This window comes from Mesorhizobium atlanticum, from assembly GCF_003289965.1.
Taxonomy (GTDB): domain Bacteria; phylum Pseudomonadota; class Alphaproteobacteria; order Rhizobiales; family Rhizobiaceae; genus Mesorhizobium; species Mesorhizobium atlanticum.
Map to the genome: position 1 here is coordinate 725,194 of NZ_QMBQ01000003.1, position 15,408 is coordinate 740,601.

Below are 15,408 nucleotides of genomic sequence, written 5' to 3' on the forward strand. Positions count from 1 at the left end.
GATCGTCAGGCGGCCTTTTGCCAGTCGAAGCTCAATTCCTCGCGGAAGGCGAAGCGCTTGATATGGTCGGCGACCACTGTCTCCAACCGGTCCAGCGAAGCTTCATCGTCGGCGGCCAAAGCGATGTGCAGCGCATGATCGTCGGCATCCATCACGGTGCGGCCAATCGAGAGCTGGATAGCGCCGTGGCGCGGGTCGAACTCGACCGGGAATTTGTGAGACCAGTGCTTGCAAAGCTGCTGCAGGTAGCGACTGGCATGTTCGGTAGCGACATCGGCGCGGCTGGTCGGCATGAAATTCTCCTGGCGGATGAAGAAACGCCAGCCTGGACGAGGCTGGCGCCAATTCCCGGTAGATAGGCGGTATCCGGCGAAACGCCAGCGGCGTCCAGTCAAACCGGCGCGGGACCGCCGGCCTTTACCAGACGCCCGTGTTCGGCATCGAGGCCCAGGGTTCGGCCTTTGCCTTGGCCGGGCCTTTCTGCAGCAGCTCGATCGAGATGCCGTCCGGCGAGCGGATGAAGGCCATGTTGCCGTCGCGCGGCGGGCGGTTGATGGTCACGCCGCCGTCCATCAGCTTCTGGCAGGTGGCGTAGATATCGTCGACCTCATAGGCGAGGTGGCCGAAATTGCGGCCGCCCTTGTAGTCTTCCGGGTCCCAATTGTAGGTCAGCTCGACCAGCGGCGCCTTCTCGTTGATGCCGCTCTGCTCGTCTTCCGGAGCCGCGAGGAAGATCAGCGTGTAGCGGCCCTGCTCGTTTTCGTAGCGGCGCACCTCCTTCAGGCCGAGCTTGTTGCAGTAGAAATCGAGCGACTGATCGATATCGGCGACGCGGACCATTGTGTGCAGATAGCGCATGGCGGCTTCCTCGGGTTGTTGGGGTTGCCGGGCACAATAGGGGCCGCCCGGCGAAAGGGCAATCGTCCGACAATAGCAGCGGCGGGGTCGATTTTGGGGCCTCGCCAATCGTCTTCGGAAAGCGCCGGCAAACGACATTTCAGCCTTTCCGGTACTGAACGGTGAAAAAAGGCACGTCAGCCCTTGCACACCCCGGAAGCCGCAGTGTTAATCTCTTGGCAAGAATCAGTTGCTGTTCAGTTGGAAAAAGGGGGCATTCGTATGGGGGAAAAAGCCTCTTTAACGAGGCGGGACGGAAGCCTTGACGACGCCTTGAAGCGGGACAATGGCGGCGACTCCGCCGAGCTTGTCGAAATCGCCGGCGCGATCAAATGGTTCGATGTGGCCAAGGGCTACGGGTTCATTCTTCCGGACGACGGCGTCTCGGGTGATATTCTCCTCCATGTGACTTGTCTTCGAAGGGACGGTTTCCAGACGGCACTCGAAGGCGCGCGGGTCGTCTGCCTGGTGAAACAGGGCGAACGCGGGTTGCAGGCTTTCCGCGTCCTGTCCATGGATGCCTCGACGGCCGTCCATCCGGCAGAGCAGGAACAGCGCACCCACGTTACCGTCAGCCCGGAAAGCGGCCTCGAGCGGGCTCTGGTCAAGTGGTTCAACCGCACCAAGGGTTTCGGCTTCCTGACGCGGGGCGAGGGAACCGAAGATATCTTCGTCCATATGGAAACCCTGCGACGCTACGGCATAACCGAGCTCCGGCCCGGCCAGGTCGTGCTGGTGCGCTTCGGACGTGGCGACAAAGGCCTTATGGCCGCCGAAATCCACCCCGATATGGGTACCTTGTCGGTCTCGCATTAAGGGCTTCTCGACGCAGTCGAAGAGCCCTTTGCGGAGACGTGACCATCTTGTCCGAAAACCGGTTCCACTTCCGCGGATCATGGTTTAGGACGAGTGTCTGGACGAGGTACCCATGGCCCATCGCAATTGGCTGACTGCAGGCGCGCTCTGCGCCGCGATCCTTTTCGCCGCCTGTTTCATGGCGGCGAAGCCGAGTTCAGCGGATGCGATGCTGCTGCCCATCGACCGGACGCCGCTGGTGGTGGCGACCGGTTCGGGCGAGCGTTCCTTCTCCATCGAGATCGCCGACACTTCCGCGGAGCGGGAGGCGGGCCTGATGTTTCGCCGGACGATGGCCGATGATCACGGCATGTTGTTCGTCTTCGAAAAAACCGGCGAGGTCGATTTCTGGATGAAGAACACGCCGATGGCTCTCGACCTCGTCTTTGTCGGCGAGGACGGCCGGATCAAGGCGATCAGGCGCGGCGAGCCCGAGTCCGAGGCGATCATCTCACCCGGACAACCCGTGCGCTTCGTCCTTGAGTTGAAGGCAGGCACCGCCGCCAGGGACGGGATCAAGGAAGGCGATCTTTTGCGCCATCCGGCCATCGGCGCCGGATTCAACTGAAAAGCAGTTTCCGCCGATGCAATTCCTTTCGCATGACGGTTTCGAACTTGCCTATCTCGATCGCCAGCCGGCCTCGGGGCAGGGCGACCCCGTGCTGATGATCCATGGCTTTGCCTCCAGCCACTATGTCAACTGGGTCTCGCCGGGCTGGTTCAAGACACTGAACGACGCCGGTTACCGGGCGATTGCCTTCGACAATCGCGGCCATGGCTCGTCGTCGAAGAGTTATGACGAGGCCGATTACACGCCGGCCAAGATGGCTTCCGACGCGGCGGCCCTGCTCGATCACCTGGGCATCGAACGCGCCCATGTCATGGGTTATTCGATGGGCGCGCGCGTTTCGGCGTTCCTGGCGCTCTCCGACCCGCAGAAGGTCGCGACGCTGGTGTTCGGCGGCCTCGGCATCGGCATGGTCGACGGCGTCGGCGACTGGGACCCGATCGCGGCGGCGCTGTTGGCGGAGGACCCCTCGCAAAACACGCATCCGCGCGGCCGCTCCTTCCGCGCCTTTGCAGACCAGACGCGCAGCGACAGGCGCGCTCTCGCGGCGTGCATCGCAACTTCGCGCGAGCTGCTCACCGAGGACGACATGGCGCGCATCGCCCAGCCGACGCTGATCGCGGTCGGCACGAAGGACGATATCGGCGGCTCGCCGGACGAGCTCGCCGCCCTGATGCCCAACGCCAGAGCCTTCCATATAGAGGGCCGTGACCACATGCTCGCCGTCGGCGACAAGAGCTTCAAGCAGCGCGTGCTCGAATTCTACGCCGATAACCCACTCTGAGCGCACTCGCTCTCCGCCTGACGATGGTCGATCTTCTCGTCACCTATATGGAGATGTCCGCGCCGCCCCAGGGCGCGCCGCGTGCGTCACCTTTGCCCGGCGCCCTCGTGGCGCGCGAAAGGCTCGATACTTCCAGCTATCTCGATCTCTACCGCGCGGTCGGTGGACCGGTGCAATGGGACCAGCGGCTGCAGATGGCGGAAGCGGAACTCGAAACGCTGCTCGCCGACGATGCCACGCATATCCACGTGCTGCGCCTCGATGGCGAGGCCGGTGGCTTCTGCGAGTTCAACCATGTCGGGCAGCCGGCTGTCGAGCTCGTTCATTTTGGACTGGTCCCCGCCTTCCAGGGAAAGCGGCTGGGGCCGTTCCTGCTCGACCGATCGCTGCGCGCGGCGTGGTCGCACCGGCCCGAGCGGGTTTGGCTTCACACCGATACGCATGACCACCCGGCCGCTCAGCCGGTGTACGGGCGCGCGGGCTTCAAACCCTACGCGCAGCGGATCGAAACTTTCCCCGACTAAGTTCCCTTTCAACCCTCCAGCGCCGCCAGCGAGCGCTGGATGTTATGGCGGGCTTGTGCTTCGAAACGCTTCTGGAATTCGGCGGTGTGGAAAATCCGCGGGCGGGCAAGGAAGGTTTTCAGCACGGCTGAGCGGCCGGCGCGCCACATCGGCTCTTCGACCCAACCATATTCCAGCCGGACCGCCTTCTCATAGGCATCGAAAATCGCAGGTTCGGCGCCAAGGATCGCCAGATCCATATCGAGCAGAAGAGCGGCATCGTTGAGTGCGTCCTCATCGCGGAAAGGCGGCAACTCGTGCGTGGCGGTGGCGTTGATCATGGCAGCTATGCGGGCAAGCCGACGTGGATCGACGCGCCCGGCGAGCCTTTTCTCGGCCAGTTCGGCGCTTTTTGCCTCATTATCCTTGGCGCGGCTGTCATAAATGGCATCGTGGAACCAGATCGCCGCCTCGACGGCCTCCGGATCGTCGAGCAGGCCCCGGTATTCTTCAGCCAGCGCCAGCATCGCCTCAATGTGGGCCAGGCCGTGGTAGTGGCGATCTTCGGCGCTATAGAGCGCAGCAAGCTCGCTTTTTAGCGCGTCGTCGATCAAGGGTTCCTGCATGGCTGGCCTTTCCAGGGTGCCTCGCGTGACCGCGGGCAAGGGAGAATGTCGCCCAGCGCTGCCGCAAACGCCAGCCGCCATCGCAAACGGTTGACCAAACGACAACACGGCTGGAAGCTGCCTCGTCACTCAAACCCGGAGGAGTTTGCCATGACCAGCACCGAGAAAGCGAAGCCAGGCACGATCGACATGAAGCTGGAAGCTGTCGTCATCCCCGTCTCGGATGTCGATCGGTCCAAGAATTTCTATGCAGGGCTGGGTTGGCGGCTCGACGCCGATTTCGTCGTCGGCGACACGTTTCGCGTCGTGCAGTTCACGCCACCCGGCTCACCGTGCTCAATCCATTTCGGCAAGGGATTGACGCCGGCGCCGCCCGGCTCGGCAAAAGTTCTTTATCTCATCGTGTCCGACATCGAGGCGGCCCATGCCGAGCTGGTTGCGCACGGCGTCGCGGCGAGCGAGGTGTTCCATCGCAACGGTCCCGGCCAGCCGGCAATCAAGGGCCGACATCCGGAGGGGCGCAGCTATTCCTCGTTCGTTACCTTCAGCGATCCGGACGGCAATGGCTGGCTGCTGCAGGAGATCACCCAGCGGCTGCCCGGCCGTGTCGATGCCAAGGACACGGTCTTCACCTCGGTGACCGGCCTTGCGGCAGCGCTGCGGCGGGCGGCAGCGGCGCATGGCGAACATGAGAAGCGTACGGGCGGCCAGTACGACACAAACTGGCCCGACTGGTATGCCGCTTACATGGTGGCGGAGCAGGCTGGAACGACGCTGCCGGAATAGGCTCTGACGTCAACTACGGCGCTGAGAATGCGAAAATGGGCGATTTCGAATACGATCCCCGAGCAAGGGTTCGTTTTCCATCGTCGCTTGAATCGGCGTGAACCAGGTCCATTTGAACGATCACTAAGGAAAATTGAGTTCAACCGTGCTATGATCTGGCCTATATGTGCCGCCGGAGAATGAGCAAGGCCGGAGAGCGTCGATGAACAGCATTACGATTGCCCGCCCCAGCATGGTGCAGCCGGTCGATCCGATCTGGCGGTCGATCCGGGACGAAGCGATGGAGGCGGTGAACCGCGATCCGTTGCTTGCGGCCTTCCTCTATTCGACCATCCTCAACCAGGAGAGCCTGGAAGAAGCGGTGATCCACCGGCTTGCCGAGCGCCTGGCGCATCAGGACATCGGGTCCGATCTCATCCGCCAGACCTTCAAGGCGATGCTGGACGACGATCCGGAGTGGAGCACCACGGTTCGCGTCGACATCCAGGCCTATTACGACCGCGATCCGGCCTGCGACCGCTTCATCATGCCGGTCCTCTATTTCAAGGGTTTTCACGCCATCCAGACGCACCGGCTGGCACATTGGCTGTGGAACCAGGGCCGCAGGGATTTCGCGCTCTATCTGCAGAGCCGCTCGTCCTCGGTGTTCCAGACCGACATCAATCCGGCCGCCCGCATCGGCAAGGGCATCTTCCTCGACCACGCCACGGGCCTGGTCGTTGGCCAGACGGCCGTCATCGAGGATGATGTCTCGATCCTGCATGGGGTGACGCTGGGCGGCACCGGCAAGGCCAATGGCGACCGCCATCCGAAGATCCGCCGCGGCGTGCTGATCGGCGCCGGCGCCAAGATCCTCGGCAATATCGAGATCGGCCACTGCTCGAAGATCGCGGCCGGCTCGGTGGTGCTTTCGCCCGTGCCGCACAACAAGACGGTCGCCGGCGTGCCCGCGCGCGTCGTCGGCGAGACCGGCTGCGACCAGCCTTCGCGGCAGATGGACCAACTGCTGCCGTCGCAGAGCATGGATCACGTGGTCAGCTTCGACATCTGACCGACCGCTTACCGGTGGCGGCCGAACGGGGCGCCAGTTCCGCCTTATTGTTCTCCCATGTTATCCTGCCGGCTTGCCTTTACATGGCCATTGTTGGCGTGTCAGAAGCGCGTTCTCACGAACAAGGCCGACATTTCGGAGAAGACTTTTGAAGCCTGACGAAATCAGAAAGCTCGACGCCTATTTCAAGCGCGTCTTCCAGAACCCCAAACTGCAGGTCAAGGCGCGTCCGCGCAAGGAAGACTCGGCCGAGGTTTATGTCGGCGACGAATTCCTCGGCATCGTCTTCAAGGACGAGGACGACGGCGACTACAATTTCTCGATGGCCATTCTCGACATCGATCTGGGCTAAGCCAGCAACAGCTGGCCGGGTGCGCGGCAACGCTGCCCGGCCGAATGCAACCCGCGGGCGAAATGGTGCCTAGTCCTGGCAATGCCGGGGAATATGCACCCGCCGCCAGCTGGTCGAACCTTCCCGCACCACCACCCGGCGCGCCACCGTCCCGTATGAAGGTGGAATTTCCCGGATGCGGACTTGCTGTGGCCGTACCAGCACTTCGTGGGCAACGCCTTCATACTCTGCCGGCAGAACCACGCGCCGGACGCGCTCCGGTTGCACCACGACCGTTTCGGCGACACGCGCATAGCGGGCCTTGCGCCATACTTTGCACAGCACCTTGCGGCCATGGATGACGCGCCATTCCCAGGCATAGCCGCCATTATCGACCTTGACCGTATGGTAGAGCGTGCGTGTCACCGCCGGCACTGTCTCATAGGTGACGCGCGGAGGCGCGATCTGGTCCACGCTTTGATAGGTGCCGAAGATCGGCGCGTCGTAATCGACCACCTGTCCGCCGGGGCTCACCATCACATCCTCGTAGACGGTGTCATAGAGCGCCGGCCTGTGGATCGGCTCGTAGCATTCGAGCGCGCGGCCGCCAGCGGCGGTTCCTGAGACGCTGGCAAGCATCGCGACGGCCGCCAGCGACGCGGAGTGTTTGCGGATCATGACATTCCCCCGTTGAAAAAGGACGCCTTCACAACGCAGGACTGTAGCGGAAGGTCCGGGGGCGGACAGTGATTTCAAGGCTTTTCGTTAAGCGGCGCGGTTAAGGAATTGCTACCTTGTGGATGGCTTCGTCCGGCCAACTGAGACCGAACCCGTCTCGCGCGATCAAATCGGCCGTGTTTCTCAGGCCTGCCGCGCTTTACTCGACTTAACCAGATGGCTAGGAGGGGCGGCCTTGCGCTAGGGTGAGCCGGCATCCTATTTAGGTCATAACCGATCCAGAACGATTCCGCGCCGTTGCTCGTATACCAGGTGCCGGAAATCCATCTCCAACAAGGGTAGTCCATGAAGAACCCCGTTGAAACCTACATGAACCTCGTTCCGATGGTGGTCGAGCAGACCAATCGCGGCGAGCGCGCCTATGACATTTTCTCGCGCCTCTTGAAGGAACGCATCATCTTCATCACCGGCCCGGTCGAGGACGGGATGGCGACGCTGGTTTGTGCACAGCTTTTGTTCCTCGAGGCGGAGAACCCCAAGAAGGAAATCAACCTCTACATCAATTCGCCGGGCGGCGTCGTCACCTCGGGCATGGCAATCTACGACACCATGCAGTTCATCAAGCCGGCCGTGTCGACGCTCTGCATCGGCCAGGCAGCCTCGATGGGGTCGCTGCTTTTGACCGCCGGCCACAAGGACATGCGTTTCGCCACGCCGAACGCCCGTATCATGGTTCATCAGCCGTCCGGCGGCTTCCAGGGTCAGGCTTCGGACATCGAACGTCATGCGCAGGACATCATCAAGCTGAAGCGCCGCTTGAACGAGGTCTATGTCAAGCATACCGGCAAGAGCTATGAGGAGATCGAGCGGACGCTCGATCGCGACCATTTCATGACCGCGGACGAAGCCCGGGATTTCGGTCTGATCGACAAGGTCATCTCGAGCCGCGAGGCCGCCGAGACAGCCACGGTTTCAGCCTGACAATCGACGGCAAATGGCAGCATAACGCGCTTTTGGCGCGGCTTGCGGCATTTCGGCCACATTTGGCTGTTCCCTCAGGCGTCGGGATTGCCTACGTTAAGGCTATGTTGATTTTCGACGGCTTAGCTTTGCATGGGGTTGCTGCGAATCATTGCCGCGTTTTCTGATTTGTGTTTCGTACGGAATGCGCTGTGTGAGCCGGGACACTGGCGGTGGCGGATTCCCGCGGTAGATTGGTGAGACGTCACTGAAAGCCAGACCACCGGCGGGCGTTGGTGAAAGGACAGAAAAATGAGCAAGGTCGGCAATAATGGCGGTGACTCCAAGAACACCCTTTACTGCTCGTTTTGCGGCAAGAGCCAGCACGAAGTTCGCAAGCTGATTGCCGGTCCGACCGTCTTCATCTGCGACGAGTGCGTCGAGCTCTGCATGGACATCATCCGCGAGGAAAACAAGACCTCGATGGTGAAGTCGCGCGAGGGCGTGCCGACCCCGCAGGAGATTCTCAAGGTCCTCGACGACTACGTCATCGGCCAGCCCTACGCCAAGCGCGTGCTGTCGGTGGCGGTGCACAACCACTACAAGCGCCTCGCGCACGCCGGCAAGAACAACGATGTCGAGCTGGCGAAGTCGAACATCCTGCTGATCGGCCCGACCGGTTGCGGCAAGACTCTGCTGGCGCAGACGCTCGCCCGCATCATCGACGTGCCGTTCACCATGGCCGACGCCACGACGCTGACCGAAGCCGGCTATGTCGGCGAGGACGTCGAGAACATCATCCTGAAGCTGTTGCAGTCGGCCGACTACAATGTCGAGCGCGCCCAGCGCGGCATCGTCTATATCGACGAAATCGACAAGATCTCGCGCAAGTCGGACAATCCGTCGATCACCCGCGACGTGTCGGGCGAGGGCGTGCAGCAGGCGCTCTTGAAGATCATGGAAGGCACTGTCGCTTCGGTGCCGCCGCAGGGCGGCCGCAAGCATCCGCAGCAGGAATTCCTGCAGGTCGACACCGCCAACATCCTGTTCATCTGCGGCGGCGCCTTCGCTGGCCTCGACAAGATCATCTCGGATCGTGGCCGCAAGACCTCGATCGGCTTCGGCGCGACCGTGGCCTCGCCCGAGGATCGGCGCACCGGCGACCTGTTCCGCCAGGTCGAGCCGGAGGATCTGTTGAAATTCGGCCTGATCCCGGAATTCGTCGGCCGTCTGCCGGTTCTGGCGACCCTTGAAGACCTCGACGAGCCGGCGCTGATCCAGATCCTGACCGAGCCGAAGAACGCGTTGGTCAAGCAGTATCAGCGGCTGTTCGAGATGGAGAATGTCGACCTGACGTTCCATGAGAACGCGCTGTCGGCGATCGCCAAGCGCGCCATCGAGCGCAAGACCGGCGCGCGGGGCTTGCGCTCCATCATGGAGGCCATCCTGCTCGACACCATGTTCGAGCTTCCGGCGCTGGAAGGCGTGCGCGAGGTGGTGATTTCGGAAGAGGTGGTGTCCGGCAACGCCCGGCCGCTCTACATCTATTCCGAGCAGAAGGAAAAGAAGGGCAATGTGAGCGCCTGAAATGGCATCCCGACCCCACAATTTTCATGGAACGGCGCCAGCATGGCGCCGTTTTGCTGTGTGGGCCCGCCACCAGGTGACGGAATGGACATCCAGGCTGTGTTAACCCTTGATCTTTGCCCTGGCTGCATCCACCTAACAGCGGAAGGCCGAGGCGCCGGATTCTGTGCTGTAAAACTCCCGTCACAAACGGTGGTAGGCGGAACGACACTCGGTCGTTAATATGAGATTCGCGGTTGGCTAAAATAAGCGGCCGCGACATGAAAGGTTGGACAATGGCCAAGATATCCAAGGCTTCCGGCGACGGCGTTTTCGCAGTCCTCCCACTGCGCGATATCGTCGTGTTCCCGCATATGATCGTTCCGCTCTTCGTGGGCCGTGAAAAGTCGATCAAGGCGCTGGAAGAGGTGATGGGTCAGGAGAAGCAGATCCTGCTTGCCACCCAGATGAATGCAGCCGACGACGATCCTGAGCCCGATGCGATTTTTGACATCGGCACGCTCGCGAATGTGCTGCAGCTTTTGAAGCTTCCCGACGGCACCGTGAAGGTGCTGGTCGAGGGCGCCTCGCGCGCCAAGATCGTCTCGTTCACCGACCGCGCCGATTTCCATGAGGCCCGCGCCACCGCGCTCGCCGAGCCGGAAGAGGAAGAGGTCGAAATCGAGGCGCTTGCCCGCTCGGTCGTCACCGACTTCGAGAATTACGTCAAGCTGAACAAGAAGATCTCGCCCGAAGTGGTGGGCGCGGCCAGCCAGATCGACGACTATTCCAAGCTCGCCGACACGGTTGCCTCGCATCTCGCCATCAAGATCCCCGAGAAGCAGGAGATGCTCGCCACGCTTTCCGTCAAGGAGCGTCTGGAGAAGGCGATGGGCTTCATGGAAGCCGAGATCTCCGTGCTCCAGGTGGAGAAGCGTATCCGCTCGCGCGTCAAGCGCCAGATGGAGAAGACGCAGCGCGAGTACTACCTCAACGAGCAGATGAAGGCGATCCAGAAGGAACTCGGCGAGGGCGAGGACGGCCGCGACGAAGCCGCCGAGATCGAGGCGCGCATCAAGAAGACCAAGCTCTCCAAGGAGGCCCGCGAAAAGGCGGAAGCCGAATTGAAGAAGCTGCGCTCGATGTCGCCCATGTCGGCTGAATCGACGGTGGTGCGCAACTATCTCGACTGGCTGCTGTCGATCCCGTGGGGCAAGAACTCCAAGGTCAAGCAGGACCTCAACTATGCGCAGGACGTGCTCGACGCCGATCATTTCGGCCTCGACAAGGTCAAGGAGCGCATCGTCGAGTATCTCGCCGTGCAGAGCCGGCAGAAGAAGCTGAAGGGGCCGATCCTGTGCCTCGTCGGACCGCCCGGCGTCGGCAAGACCTCGCTCGGCAAGTCGATCGCCAAGGCGACCGGCCGCGAGTTCATCCGCATGGCGCTCGGCGGCGTGCGTGACGAGGCCGAGATCCGCGGTCACCGGCGGACCTATATCGGCTCGATGCCCGGCAAGGTCATCCAGTCGATGAAGAAGGCCAAGAAGTCCAACCCGCTCTTCCTGCTCGACGAGATCGACAAGATGGGCCAGGACTTCCGCGGCGATCCGTCATCTGCCCTGCTCGAGGTGCTCGATCCGGAGCAGAACTCGACGTTCATGGACCATTACCTCGAGGTCGAATACGACCTGTCGAGCGTGATGTTCGTGACCACGGCGAACACGCTGAACATCCCTGCGCCCCTGATGGATCGCATGGAGATCATCCGTATCGCCGGTTACACCGAGGACGAGAAGATCGAGATCGCCAAGCGCCACCTGATGCCCAAGGTGATCCGCGACCATGCGCTGCAGCCGAACGAATTCTCGGTCGGCGAGGACGCGATCCGCGGCATCATCCAGACCTATACGCGGGAAGCCGGCGTGCGCAGCCTGGAGCGCGAGCTGATGAAGCTCGGGCGCAAGGCGGTGACCGAGATCCTGCGGACGAAGAAGAAGACGGTGAAGATCACGGCGGAAAACCTCGCCGATTATCTTGGCGTGCCGCGCTTCCGCTTCGGCCAGGTCGAAGCCGACGATCAGGTCGGCGTGGTCACGGGTCTTGCCTGGACGGAAGTCGGCGGCGAGCTGCTGACGATCGAAGGCGTCATGATGCCCGGCAAGGGCCGCATGACGGTGACGGGCAATCTGCGCGACGTGATGAAGGAATCGATCTCGGCGGCGGCTTCCTATGTCCGCTCCCGGGCGCTCGATTTCGGCATCGAGCCACCGCTGTTCGACAAGCGCGACATCCACGTCCACTTGCCGGAAGGCGCGACCCCGAAGGACGGCCCGTCCGCCGGCGCCGCGATGGCCACGGCTATCGTGTCGGTGCTGACGGGTATCCCGGTCCGGGCCGATGTGGCGATGACCGGCGAGATCACGCTGCGTGGTCGCATCCTGCCGATCGGCGGCCTGAAGGAGAAGCTGCTCGCGGCATTGCGCGGCGGCATCAAGAAGGTCCTGATCCCGGAAGAGAACGTCAAGGATCTGGCGGACATTCCGGACAATGTGAAGAACGGCATGGAGATCGTCCCGGTCTCGCGGGTCGGCGAGGTGCTTGCGCACGCGCTCACCCGGATGCCGGAGCCGATCGAATGGGTCGAGCCGGTCAATGCTCCGGCTCCGGTCGACAGCGGCGATGATGCCGGAAAGTCGCTGGCGCACTAACAAAAGTTAAAGTTGCAGTGCACAACGAGAGAGCCGGGCTTCGAGCCCGGCTTTTTCATGTGAAAAAGCCACGAAAAAATGCAAAAAAGCCCGGAATTCCGCGGTTTTTGGCTTGGGTTCCGGGACGCTTCTTTCTAAAGTCCGTTTCCTGCCGGATGAGTCGTAGTTCCGGTTTTCTCATGGAAGGGAATTTTGATGAACAAGAACGAACTGGTGTCCGCTGTCGCCGATGCCGCAAGCATTTCGAAGGCTGATGCGCAGTCCGCCGTCGATGCGGTGTTCTCCGTGATCACAGGCGAACTGAAGAAGGGCGGCGATGTCCGGCTTGTCGGCTTCGGAAATTTCACCGTGTCAAAACGCGCTGCTTCGACCGGCCGCAATCCGCAGACCGGCGCGGAAGTGAAGATTCCGGCGCGCACCGTGCCGAAGTTCTCGGCCGGCAAGGGCCTCAAGGACGCGGTCAACTAAGACCTTTTTCTTTAAGAGCAGAAAAGCCGGGCTTGCCCGGCTTTTCTTTTTTGGGTCGATTGCAGGAAGTTCATGCCGTCGGCGCGTCGGCGCGCATCAGGCCTTCCTGCTTCAAATCCACCCAGAGTGCAGCCGGTATCTTGGTGTCGAGCAACGCGCGGTTGCTTTCGACTTCGGCAGGCCGCTGGCCGCCTGGGATCACCGACATCACCGAAGGATGCTGCAGCGGGAATTGCAGCGCCGCCTCGATCAGGCGCACATTGTGGCGCTTGCAGACGGCCTCGATGCGCGCCACGCGGTCGAGGATCTCCTTCGGCGCCTCGCTGTAATTGTAGAAGGCGCCAGGCTTCGGGCCGGTCGCCAGCACGCCGGAATTGTAAGGGCCGCCCAGCACGATGCCGATGCCACGCTTCTGGCAAAGCGGCAGGAAGGACTGCAGTGCTTCCTGTTCGAGCAACGTGTAGCGGCCGGCGAGCAGGAACAGGTCGAAATCGCCGCGCTCGGCGAGCGTCTGCGCGACCTGCCACTCGTTGATGCCGCCGCCGAAGGCCTTGATCACGCCCTGGTCGCGCAGCGAAAGCAGCCCGTAATAGCCCGACGACATGAACTCGGCGATGCGGGCATCCGAGGCTTCCTTGCTGCCATGGGTGAAGATGTCGACGTCGTGGACGAAGAGAATGTCGATGCGGTCGACGCCGAGGCGCTCCAGCGAGGCCTCGAAGGAGCGCATGACGCCGTCATAGGAGTAGTCGTAGACTTCGCGGCGCGACGGCGTCTCGAAGAACTTGCCGATACCGGTGCGCTGGTCCGGCGGGGCGACGCGCATGAGGCGGCCGACCTTGCTCGACAGCACATAGTCGTCGCGCTTCCTGCCGCGAAGGAAAGGATTGAGGCGGGTTTCCGACAGGCCGAGGCCGTAGAGCGGCGCGGTGTCGAAGTAGCGGCAGCCAGCCTTCCATGCCGCTTCCAGCGTGGCGTTGGCATCCTCATCGGAGATGGCGCGGTAGAGATTGCCGAGCGGCGCGGTGCCGAAGCCGAGCTCGGTGAAGGTGATGCCGCCATTGCCGATGCGGTCGAAATGCCGTGTCTTCATATCTGACGATGTCCCGGAGTGATTTGTCTGACATGACACTATCACGCTCGTGGCCCAGCAAAAGTGCCGAGGCTCGTTGGACAGCGATTTTCGCAATGGTAGCATGAACAAAAACAAGCGTTTCGCGGCAGCGCACCGCAAATCGATTGAGCTCGCGATATCGCGCAGGCAGAGTGAGCCGTGATGAGCAAAGCCGGATCAGACATATTCGCGACCGCGCTGGACGAGCTTGGCGCGGTGCTGGCGCGCATAGATGAAACCCGGATCGACGCTGCCTGCCAGATGCTTGCCGCGGCCGGCAGGATCGCCGTCTATGGCTGCGGCCGCGAGGCGCTGCAGGTGAAGGGCTTCGCCATGCGGCTTTATCATCTGGGCCTGCCGGTCTCGGTGGTCGGCGACATGACCACGCCGCCGCTCGGGCCGGGAGACGTCTTCCTGGCGAGTTCAGGGCCGGGCGAGACCACCACGGTGCTGACCTTGATGCGGGTTGCCCGCGAGGCCGGCGCGAAGGTGCTGCTCCTAACGGCCGAGCCGACAGGCAGCGCGGCGAAACTCGCCGACTTCACGCTCGTGATTCCAGCCCAGACCATGGCCAGCGACCAGGGCGCGGCGAGAAGCTCGGTGCTGCCGATGGGCTCGCTGTTCGAAGGCGCGCTGTTCCTCTTGTTCGAGATCATGGTGCTGAAGCTCCAGGCGCTGACCAATGCGACGCCGGAAGCGATGCGCGCCAGGCACACCAATATGGAGTAGGGGATGCGCTACGAGCTGATGCTGCCGCACCAGATCCGTAAGGCGATCGAGGAGAACTGGCCGGTCGTGCTGCCGCTCGGCGTGCTCGAATATCACGGCGAGCACATGGCGGTCGGCATGGACACTTTAGCCGTCATCAAGACGGTGGAGCTGATCGAGAAGGAGAGGGATCTCGTCATCCTGCCGCCCTTCTATTACGGCGCGGCAAGCTATGCGGTCGCGGCGCCGGAAGGCAGCGGCTCGGTGCAGGTCGGCGGTCCGGTGCTTTCGCCATTCGCGGAGGAATTGTTCTACGGGCTATTGCGCATCGGTTTCCGCAACATCCGCGCCATCATCCACCACCAGACCGAGAATTTCGTGGCCGGCATGCCGACCGACCTCGCCTTCAAGACCGCCGGCCGCCAGGCGATCTTCCGTTTCCTGGAAAAGCAGCGCGGCGAGGGCTGGTGGGGGTCGAACACCATGGCCGATTACTATGCCGGCCATGCGCAGGGCGAGAATGTCTTCAACTGGGTGCAGGTGCACCCGCTGATGCCGGCCGCGATGAACGGCAAATACCCGTTCGACCATGCCGGCAAGGGTGAAACCTCGCTGATGCTGGCGCTATGCCCTGAAGCCGTGGACGAGAAGCATTTGGCCGACAACACCGGCTGGTACACGAAAGACGCAGCGGAGGCCTCGGCGGGCCTCGGCAAGGTCGGCGTCGCCATGATCCTCGATCATTTAAGGGCGATATTGGTGCGCTAGCGGCTCTTCCTTCTTCCCTTGTGGGAGAACGTGTCGC

18 protein-coding genes are annotated in these 15,408 nt (G+C 62.3%); 13 read left to right on the plus strand and 5 right to left on the minus strand.

Annotation, left to right across the window (positions count from 1 at the left end; genetic code table 11):
- Nucleotides 1–5: 5 nt before the first annotated feature.
- Together DPM35_RS13180 and gloA are read right to left on the minus strand one after the other, a co-directional pair.
- A complete protein-coding gene (locus DPM35_RS13180; RefSeq protein ID WP_112127673.1) occupies nucleotides 6–293 on the minus strand; it encodes a DUF2218 domain-containing protein in 288 nt (95 codons plus the stop codon).
- Nucleotides 294–417: 124 nt separating this feature from the next.
- A complete protein-coding gene (gene gloA / locus DPM35_RS13185) occupies nucleotides 418–858 on the minus strand; it encodes a lactoylglutathione lyase (protein ID WP_112127674.1) in 441 nt (146 codons plus the stop codon).
- A 261-nt stretch (nucleotides 859–1,119) separates the two neighbouring features.
- Between gloA and DPM35_RS13190 the strand changes: the two genes are divergently transcribed.
- The 4 genes from DPM35_RS13190 to DPM35_RS13205 all read left to right on the plus strand — a co-directional run bounded on the left by DPM35_RS13190 (nucleotide 1,120) and on the right by DPM35_RS13205 (nucleotide 3,628).
- Nucleotides 1,120–1,713, plus strand: coding sequence for a cold-shock protein (locus tag DPM35_RS13190; RefSeq protein WP_112127675.1), 594 nt, complete (start codon nucleotides 1,120–1,122; stop codon nucleotides 1,711–1,713).
- A gap of 112 nt (nucleotides 1,714–1,825) precedes the next feature.
- Nucleotides 1,826–2,320 carry a DUF192 domain-containing protein gene (locus tag DPM35_RS13195; protein WP_112127676.1) on the plus strand — a complete coding sequence of 165 codons (495 nt, stop codon included), beginning with the start codon at nucleotides 1,826–1,828 and terminating at the stop codon, nucleotides 2,318–2,320.
- A 16-nt stretch (nucleotides 2,321–2,336) separates the two neighbouring features.
- Entirely contained in the window at nucleotides 2,337–3,104 is a 768-nt protein-coding gene (locus tag DPM35_RS13200) for an alpha/beta fold hydrolase (RefSeq protein WP_112127677.1), read from the plus strand.
- A 23-nt stretch (nucleotides 3,105–3,127) separates the two neighbouring features.
- On the plus strand, nucleotides 3,128–3,628 hold the full coding sequence (locus DPM35_RS13205) for a GNAT family N-acetyltransferase (RefSeq protein WP_112127678.1): 501 nt from the start codon (nucleotides 3,128–3,130) through the stop codon (nucleotides 3,626–3,628).
- Nucleotides 3,629–3,636: 8 nt separating this feature from the next.
- Here the strand turns inward: DPM35_RS13205 and DPM35_RS13210 are convergent, their stop codons facing one another.
- The gene (locus tag DPM35_RS13210; protein ID WP_112127679.1) at nucleotides 3,637–4,233 is read right to left on the minus strand and encodes an HD domain-containing protein; all 597 of its coding nucleotides are present in this window, start codon (nucleotides 4,231–4,233) and stop codon (nucleotides 3,637–3,639) included.
- A gap of 150 nt (nucleotides 4,234–4,383) precedes the next feature.
- Between DPM35_RS13210 and DPM35_RS13215 the strand changes: the two genes are divergently transcribed.
- From DPM35_RS13215 to DPM35_RS13225, 3 genes are all read left to right on the plus strand, one after another.
- Nucleotides 4,384–5,019, plus strand: coding sequence for a VOC family protein (locus DPM35_RS13215; RefSeq protein WP_112127680.1), 636 nt, complete (start codon nucleotides 4,384–4,386; stop codon nucleotides 5,017–5,019).
- A 202-nt stretch (nucleotides 5,020–5,221) separates the two neighbouring features.
- The gene (gene cysE, locus DPM35_RS13220; protein ID WP_112127681.1) at nucleotides 5,222–6,070 is read left to right on the plus strand and encodes a serine O-acetyltransferase; all 849 of its coding nucleotides are present in this window, start codon (nucleotides 5,222–5,224) and stop codon (nucleotides 6,068–6,070) included.
- Between the two features lie 148 nt (nucleotides 6,071–6,218).
- Complete coding sequence (locus DPM35_RS13225) at nucleotides 6,219–6,422, plus strand: DUF3126 family protein (RefSeq protein ID WP_042644432.1); 204 nt, start codon at nucleotides 6,219–6,221, stop codon at nucleotides 6,420–6,422.
- 69 nt (nucleotides 6,423–6,491) lie between these two features.
- Here the strand turns inward: DPM35_RS13225 and DPM35_RS13230 are convergent, their stop codons facing one another.
- Nucleotides 6,492–7,079 (minus strand): hypothetical protein, encoded by a 588-nt coding sequence (locus tag DPM35_RS13230; RefSeq protein WP_112127682.1) that lies wholly within the window; start codon nucleotides 7,077–7,079, stop codon nucleotides 6,492–6,494.
- A 345-nt stretch (nucleotides 7,080–7,424) separates the two neighbouring features.
- Between DPM35_RS13230 and clpP the strand changes: the two genes are divergently transcribed.
- The 4 genes from clpP (at nucleotide 7,425) to hupB (ending at nucleotide 12,781) form a co-directional block, all read left to right on the plus strand.
- Nucleotides 7,425–8,060 (plus strand): ATP-dependent Clp endopeptidase proteolytic subunit ClpP, encoded by a 636-nt coding sequence (gene clpP / locus DPM35_RS13235; protein WP_112127683.1) that lies wholly within the window; start codon nucleotides 7,425–7,427, stop codon nucleotides 8,058–8,060.
- 291 nt (nucleotides 8,061–8,351) lie between these two features.
- Nucleotides 8,352–9,626: an ATP-dependent Clp protease ATP-binding subunit ClpX gene (clpX, locus tag DPM35_RS13240; RefSeq protein WP_040969491.1), complete on the plus strand. Its 1,275-nt coding sequence runs from the start codon at nucleotides 8,352–8,354 to the stop codon at nucleotides 9,624–9,626.
- Between the two features lie 275 nt (nucleotides 9,627–9,901).
- Nucleotides 9,902–12,313, plus strand: coding sequence for an endopeptidase La (gene lon / locus DPM35_RS13245; RefSeq protein WP_112127684.1), 2,412 nt, complete (start codon nucleotides 9,902–9,904; stop codon nucleotides 12,311–12,313).
- Nucleotides 12,314–12,508: 195 nt separating this feature from the next.
- Nucleotides 12,509–12,781 (plus strand): DNA-binding protein HupB, encoded by a 273-nt coding sequence (gene hupB / locus DPM35_RS13250; protein WP_040969493.1) that lies wholly within the window; start codon nucleotides 12,509–12,511, stop codon nucleotides 12,779–12,781.
- A 70-nt stretch (nucleotides 12,782–12,851) separates the two neighbouring features.
- Here hupB and DPM35_RS13255 read toward each other — a convergent pair whose 3' ends face one another.
- Complete coding sequence (locus DPM35_RS13255; RefSeq protein WP_112127685.1) at nucleotides 12,852–13,874, minus strand: aldo/keto reductase; 1,023 nt, start codon at nucleotides 13,872–13,874, stop codon at nucleotides 12,852–12,854.
- A 183-nt stretch (nucleotides 13,875–14,057) separates the two neighbouring features.
- Between DPM35_RS13255 and hxlB the strand changes: the two genes are divergently transcribed.
- Together hxlB and DPM35_RS13265 are read left to right on the plus strand one after the other, a co-directional pair.
- Nucleotides 14,058–14,624, plus strand: a complete 567-nt coding sequence (gene hxlB, locus DPM35_RS13260; protein ID WP_112127686.1) for a 6-phospho-3-hexuloisomerase — start codon at nucleotides 14,058–14,060, stop codon at nucleotides 14,622–14,624.
- A gap of 3 nt (nucleotides 14,625–14,627) precedes the next feature.
- On the plus strand, nucleotides 14,628–15,371 hold the full coding sequence (locus DPM35_RS13265; RefSeq protein ID WP_112127687.1) for a creatininase family protein: 744 nt from the start codon (nucleotides 14,628–14,630) through the stop codon (nucleotides 15,369–15,371).
- The last annotated feature ends 37 nt before the right edge of the window (nucleotides 15,372–15,408 follow it).

What these genes read in the sequence shown, in the direction of transcription:
- DPM35_RS13180 (WP_112127673.1), bottom strand. Translation starts at nt 293, where the DNA reads ATGCCGACCAGCCGCGCCGATGTCGCTACCGAACATGCCAGTCGCTAC.
- gloA (WP_112127674.1), bottom strand. Translation starts at nt 858, where the DNA reads ATGCGCTATCTGCACACAATGGTCCGCGTCGCCGATATCGATCAGTCG.
- DPM35_RS13190 (WP_112127675.1), top strand. Translation starts at nt 1,120, where the DNA reads ATGGGGGAAAAAGCCTCTTTAACGAGGCGGGACGGAAGCCTTGACGAC.
- DPM35_RS13195 (WP_112127676.1), top strand. Translation starts at nt 1,826, where the DNA reads ATGGCCCATCGCAATTGGCTGACTGCAGGCGCGCTCTGCGCCGCGATC.
- DPM35_RS13200 (WP_112127677.1), top strand. Translation starts at nt 2,337, where the DNA reads ATGCAATTCCTTTCGCATGACGGTTTCGAACTTGCCTATCTCGATCGC.
- DPM35_RS13205 (WP_112127678.1), top strand. Translation starts at nt 3,128, where the DNA reads ATGGTCGATCTTCTCGTCACCTATATGGAGATGTCCGCGCCGCCCCAG.
- DPM35_RS13210 (WP_112127679.1), bottom strand. Translation starts at nt 4,233, where the DNA reads ATGCAGGAACCCTTGATCGACGACGCGCTAAAAAGCGAGCTTGCTGCG.
- DPM35_RS13215 (WP_112127680.1), top strand. Translation starts at nt 4,384, where the DNA reads ATGACCAGCACCGAGAAAGCGAAGCCAGGCACGATCGACATGAAGCTG.
- cysE (WP_112127681.1), top strand. Translation starts at nt 5,222, where the DNA reads ATGAACAGCATTACGATTGCCCGCCCCAGCATGGTGCAGCCGGTCGAT.
- DPM35_RS13230 (WP_112127682.1), bottom strand. Translation starts at nt 7,079, where the DNA reads ATGATCCGCAAACACTCCGCGTCGCTGGCGGCCGTCGCGATGCTTGCC.
- clpP (WP_112127683.1), top strand. Translation starts at nt 7,425, where the DNA reads ATGAAGAACCCCGTTGAAACCTACATGAACCTCGTTCCGATGGTGGTC.
- clpX (WP_040969491.1), top strand. Translation starts at nt 8,352, where the DNA reads ATGAGCAAGGTCGGCAATAATGGCGGTGACTCCAAGAACACCCTTTAC.
- lon (WP_112127684.1), top strand. Translation starts at nt 9,902, where the DNA reads ATGGCCAAGATATCCAAGGCTTCCGGCGACGGCGTTTTCGCAGTCCTC.
- hupB (WP_040969493.1), top strand. Translation starts at nt 12,509, where the DNA reads ATGAACAAGAACGAACTGGTGTCCGCTGTCGCCGATGCCGCAAGCATT.
- DPM35_RS13255 (WP_112127685.1), bottom strand. Translation starts at nt 13,874, where the DNA reads ATGAAGACACGGCATTTCGACCGCATCGGCAATGGCGGCATCACCTTC.
- hxlB (WP_112127686.1), top strand. Translation starts at nt 14,058, where the DNA reads ATGAGCAAAGCCGGATCAGACATATTCGCGACCGCGCTGGACGAGCTT.
- DPM35_RS13265 (WP_112127687.1), top strand. Translation starts at nt 14,628, where the DNA reads ATGCGCTACGAGCTGATGCTGCCGCACCAGATCCGTAAGGCGATCGAG.